The following is a 2,942-nucleotide window of genomic DNA, read 5'->3' as shown; positions in this document are numbered from 1 at the left end:
ATTCGGAGAAGCGCCGCTCCGGGGACCGGGAGGGCGAGGCTCCAGCCGAGCCAGGCGCAAGCCGAGGCTTGCCGACAGGCCTCGTTCTCGCGTAACAGGTCCTGGACAGGACGTCAGGGTCGTCCCGGTCAATTTCCCCATCGCGCCAGCCTGGCCTTCCCGAATGCGGTCTGCTCCGCGTCGCGGCCGAAGCCAGAGGCCGTCAGGGCGGTCGATCAACCGGGACGAGTTCGATTCGGTCCAGGCCGACGACCCGGGCCTCGTCGCCCGGTATAATCGCGGCCGGCGCAGAAGGCGGCGCTCGATGGCCGGGGGCCGCCGGGCCGGAGTCGGAGCATCAGGAGCGAGGTCGCGATGGTCACCCAGGAACAATTCACGATCCGGACGCTCGGCGATTGCCATCGGCCGTCGCCGCTCGCCCGGCTCGATGACGTGGGATTCGTCCCCGAGACGACGAGGATCCTCTTCGAGCACAAGTGCGGACCGGAGATCACGGGGGACGCGACGCTCTGTTTCGAGGAGGCGGGCCCCCGGCGCTCGATCTTCTTCGATCCGGCGCAGACGACCGCGGCCGTCGTCACCTGCGGCGGCCTCTCGCCGGGGCTGAACAACGTCATCCGCTCCGTCTATTCCGAGCTCGCCTACAACTACATGGTCCCCCGGATCCTGGGCGTCCGGAACGGTTACATGGGGCTCAATCCCGAGAGCAACCTGCCCTTCGTCGAGCTCAACCCGTCCTCCGTGGACAACATCCATTACCTGGGCGGGACCGTGCTGGGGAGCTCACGCGGGAGCCAGGACGTCGGCGTCATGGTCGACACGATGGTCAGCGAGAAGATCGACATCCTCTTCTGCGTCGGCGGCGACGGCACCCAGCGGGGGGCCTCCGCCCTTTGCGACGAGATCGCGCGTCGCGGACTGCGGAAGTCGGTCGTCGGGATCCCCAAGACGATCGACAACGACATCAATTATGTCTACGTTTCGTTCGGATACAACACGGCCCTGGAGAAGGCCGAGGAGGTCCTCCGGGGCGCCCACGTCGAGGCTCGGTGCGCACCCAACGGGATCGGCCTGGTGAAGCTGATGGGGAGGAACGCGGGCTACATCGCGGCCGGCGCCGCGCTCGCCAGCCAGGACGCCAATTTCGTCCTGATCCCCGAGGTCCCGTTCAGGCTCGAAGGCGAGAACGGCCTGCTCGCCACGCTCGAGCGGCGGGTCCTGACCAAGGGGCATGCGCTCGTCGTCGTCGCGGAGGGAGCCGGCCAGGACCTCTTCACGGCCGGCGACATCCGCCGCGATGCGTCCGGCAATGTCCTTCACGACGACATCGGGATCCTGCTTCGCGACCACTTCCACGCCCACTTCAAGGATCGCGGGATCCCGATCAACCTCAAGTACATCGACCCGAGCTACTACATACGCAGCGTCCCGGCCAACGCGGGCGATCGGATCCTGAGCGACCAGATGGCGCGGATGGCCGTCCATGCGGCGATGGCGGGGAAGACAGATCTCCTGATCGGCTACTGGCACAACGAGCTGGTCCACGTGCCGATCCGGACCGCGATCGCCGAGAAGCGACAGCTCGACCTCTGCAGCGACCTCTGGACGGCCGTCATGCGAGCGACCGGTCAGCCGGTCTGGATGAATTGAGTTGATCGATCCTGTCCCGGCCCCCACGATGGATGGCCCGTGGGGGCCGGGCACGACACTCGAGCACCGCCATCAGCGATGCCCACCGCCGCCGCCGCCCATGTGCCCGCCGCCACCACCCATGTGCCCGCCGCCCATTCCGCCCATGGACCCTCCGCCGTAGTGCCCGCCGGAGAAGCCCCCCATCGTGGCGCCACCGTAGTGTCCGCCGCTGAAGTTGCCCATGGTGGCGCCGCCGTAGTGCCCGCCGACGAATCCCCCCCCGAGATTGGCCCCGCCGTAGTGAGACGCGGAGGGCATGGTATAGCCGCCACTCTGCACCTGGCCGCCGTAGATGCCGCCGGCGTGCTGCCCGCCCCCGGGCATCGTATAGGAAACTCCCGGCGCCTGGGCAGGACCGCCGTAACCGCCTCCGACGTGACTCAGGCCCGTCGGGCCCTGGAAACGCCCACCGTTCGCCAGCCCCGGCATCACTCCCCCGATCTGTCCCACGGAGCCGGCTCCGGCGTTTCCGGGATGAAAGCCCTGAGGCAGACCTTGTCCTCCGAGACCACCCCCGGCAATCCCGGGATGGGAACCGACGTGGCCCGCAACCCCGCCCGCCATCGGCTGACCGTTTCCCGCTCCAAGGTTAAGACCCCCGGAGTGGTTAGTCATGCCCGCTGCGTGATTGGCGCCGGTTGCGGTGAAGGCCGGCCGGGCGACCGTGTGGTGGACGGTGCCGCTATTTACGCCATTGAACCCGGGTCGAAACGAATTGCCGTTGCCGGCCACGGCGGACGCCTGGTGGACCTGGCCGGCGCCGGCTCCCGGCCCGTGCGTCTGGAGGGACCTCGAGGCCCCTGCTCCGCCGCCGCTCGGACCGGCGCCGTGATGGGCAACCGCCGTGTTTCCGCCGCGGAAGGGATTGCCATACGCCCGCGAGGCCGGCGGCGACTGCACCCCGCGGGAATGCGCGGCGGCCGAGCCGTGACGGGCGAGTCCGGTTCCATTCGCTCCCTGTGCCCTCGCCCCGCCGGCGTTGAGCCCGCCGGCCTGACCGACGTTCCGTGCCAGATTTCCTCGCGAGAAATTGCCGTTCAGGCTCCTGCCATGGGTGACCATTCCGCCCTGGCCATTGCCGCGGCCGGTCGGTCCGTTGCCGATGTGGCCCTGTCCATGCCCGGGATGCTGCTGACCGGGGTGATAAGGATACCGATTGCACCAGCGGTTCCAGCCACCCCAGCCCCAACCGCCGCCGCCCCAGCCACCGCCCCAACCCAGGCCGCCCCATCCCCAGCCGCCCCAGCCCC

The 2,942-nt window shown here is 69.1% G+C and carries 2 protein-coding genes; one reads left to right on the top strand and one right to left on the bottom strand.

Features of this window, described 5'->3' with window-relative positions:
• Window positions 1-354 precede the first annotated feature (354 nt).
• The gene (locus tag G6O54_RS36620; protein WP_165235978.1) at window positions 355-1,650 is read left to right on the top strand and encodes an ATP-dependent 6-phosphofructokinase; all 1,296 of its coding nucleotides are present in this window, start codon (window positions 355-357) and stop codon (window positions 1,648-1,650) included.
• 72 nt (window positions 1,651-1,722) lie between these two features.
• Here the strand turns inward: G6O54_RS36620 and G6O54_RS37600 are convergent.
• Window positions 1,723-2,942, bottom strand: a 1,220-nt coding sequence (locus tag G6O54_RS37600; protein ID WP_369432167.1) for a hypothetical protein, incomplete at its 5' end; no start/stop codon positions are given.

This window comes from Aquisphaera insulae (genome assembly GCF_011064615.1).
GTDB lineage: Bacteria > Planctomycetota > Planctomycetia > Isosphaerales > Isosphaeraceae > Aquisphaera > Aquisphaera insulae.
The sequence above is the reverse complement of the archived record's forward strand: the minus strand, read 5'-3'. Positions and strand labels throughout refer to the sequence as shown.